Genomic DNA, 2,108 nt, shown 5'->3' on the forward strand with positions numbered 1-2,108 from the left:
GGCCCGCCCCGCGCCCGCCAGCCAACGCCAGCAACGCAAAGCGTCCGGCCCACGGCGTACTTGATTGCAGTGCCCTTGGCGGTCGGGCCCTGGAGGGCCCTTCCTTCGGCGGGCACTGCGGTGCGATCGCTGCATCGCTTCGACTCGCCTGGCGGCTCGCTGCGCGATCAGGTTTCTCGCAGGCTCGAAACCTGCCTTCGGACGCGATCGCGACCGTCGGGGTTGCTGCGGGTTGGTGTGGTGGCTGAGGTCGCCCGCACGTCCGGTCTCGTTGATACGTGTTCTACATGGAGCGGTAAACCGGCCAGGCCGCGATCTTCTTAAGTAGAACCTGTTGCAGTTTTGGTTGGACGGGCCTAGGGTCGGGGGTGTGCGGACACGAGTCACCGAACTATTCGGCATCGAGTACCCGATCTTCGCGTTCAGTCACTGCCGCGACGTCGTCGCCGCGGTGAGCCGCGCCGGCGGCATGGGCGTCCTCGGCGCCCTGCATTTCACTCCCGAGGAGCTCGAACTTGAGCTGAAGTGGATCGACGAGAACGTCGGAGGCAAGCCCTACGGCGTCGACACGGTGATGCCGGCCAAGTACGAGGGCGGCGACCTGGGCGACGCCGAGGAACTGCTCGGCAAGCTGCAGGGCATGATCCCTGCGGAGAACCGGAAGTTCCTCGAGGATCTGCTGGCCGAGCACGGCGTCGAGCCGTCCGCCGAGAGCGCGTCCAAGGCGCTGCTCGGCTGGACGGACGTCACCGCCCGGCCCCAGGTCGAGGTGGCGCTCAGGCATCCGATCGCGCTGCTGGCCAACGCGCTCGGCCCGCCTCCCGCCGACATCGTTGCGGAGGCGCACGAGCACGGCGTCAAGGTCGCCGGGCTCGCCTCCAATGCCCGGCACGCCCGCAAGCAGGTCGACGTGGGCGTCGACATCATCGTCGCGCAGGGCACCGAGGCGGGCGGCCACACGGGTGACGTCGCCACCATGGTGCTGATCCCGGAGGTCGTGGACGCCGTCGGCGACGAGACGATCGTCCTGGCGGCGGGCGGCATCGGCCGGGGCCGGCAGATGGCGGCGGGCATGGCCCTCGGCGCGGACGGCGTCTGGACCGGCTCCATCTGGCTGACCGTCGACGAGGCCGACACCCCCGAGCGCGCCCTGCCGAAGCTGCTGGACGCGACGTCCAGGGACACCGTCAGGTCCCGTGCCTGGACGGGCAAGCCCGCCCGCTTCCTCAAGTCCGCGTGGACCGAGGCATGGGAGAGCGAGAAGTCCCCGGGCTACCTCCCGATGCCCATGCAGTTCATGCTGATCGCGGACGCGCTGCCCCGGATCGCCCGCTCCGGCGACGGTGAGCTGGTCACCTTCCCCGTCGGCCAGATCGTCGGCTCCATGAACCAGGTCAGGCCGGCCGCCCAGGTCGTCTACGACCTGATCGAGGAGTACGTCGAAGCCATCGAACGCCTCAACACCATCACCGAATCCGACTGACCTCCCCCGAACCGCCGCCGCGTCCTTCCCCCTGGGCGCGGCGGCGTTGTGTCCGGAATCGGGTGTCTAGAATCTGGTGTTCAGAATCGCGTCATCCAGGACACGGCGCGGGCGAGGGCGTAGTAGACCACGCCGGCGAGGGCCCAGTTGATGTAGAGCTGCTGTTCCGGGTCGGGCCGGGTGAAGACGTCGTGGAACGGTGTGGCAAGCCAGCGTCCCGTGTCGAGTACGGCGTCCACCAGCACGTTGCCGGGGTTGGCGTCACCCCAGGTCAGCAGTATCCCCAGTGCCAGGATCGCGGCGGCGGCCCAGCCTGCGGCCAGGATGACCGCGCTGACCGGGTTCTGCCTGCTGCGCAGCCACCGCCGCGGCTTCCGCTTGACCACGACGGTCCTGGTGGTGTCGTCCGCCGGCGGCGCCTGCGTTCGCTGGGGCCAGAGCCGCCGCCGGGGCGCCTTCTCCTCCGTGGTCTCGTGCCGCCTGCGTCCTAGGTGCAAGGCCATGGCCTGCTCAGTCCTTCCGTGACTCGCTTGCGTCCAGCCATGCCACGGAAGAAACCCTGAAAACCCGCCCCCCGGTTTCGGTCGGACCGTTACCCGTCCCTTGAAGGCCGTCAGGGGAGTTG

2 protein-coding genes are annotated in these 2,108 nt (G+C 69.2%); one reads left to right on the plus strand and one right to left on the minus strand.

Features of this window, described 5'->3' with window-relative positions; translation table 11 throughout:
* Nucleotides 1-370 precede the first annotated feature (370 nt).
* The gene (locus E1285_RS44710) at nt 371-1,483 is read left to right on the plus strand and encodes a nitronate monooxygenase family protein (protein ID WP_132160973.1); all 1,113 of its coding nucleotides are present in this window, start codon (nt 371-373) and stop codon (nt 1,481-1,483) included.
* A gap of 80 nt (nt 1,484-1,563) precedes the next feature.
* Here the strand turns inward: E1285_RS44710 and E1285_RS44715 are convergent, their stop codons facing one another.
* On the minus strand, nt 1,564-1,986 hold the full coding sequence (locus tag E1285_RS44715) for a hypothetical protein (protein WP_132160974.1): 423 nt from the start codon (nt 1,984-1,986) through the stop codon (nt 1,564-1,566).
* Nucleotides 1,987-2,108 lie beyond the last annotated feature (122 nt).

Origin of the sequence: Actinomadura sp. 7K507 (assembly GCF_004348425.1) — a bacterium.
Taxonomy (GTDB): domain Bacteria; phylum Actinomycetota; class Actinomycetes; order Streptosporangiales; family Streptosporangiaceae; genus Spirillospora.

Bases quoted from the DNA above. Each gene is read 5' to 3' on its own strand.
- E1285_RS44715 (WP_132160974.1), bottom strand. From the start codon at position 1,986: ATGGCCTTGCACCTAGGACGCAGGCGGCACGAGACCACGGAGGAGAAG.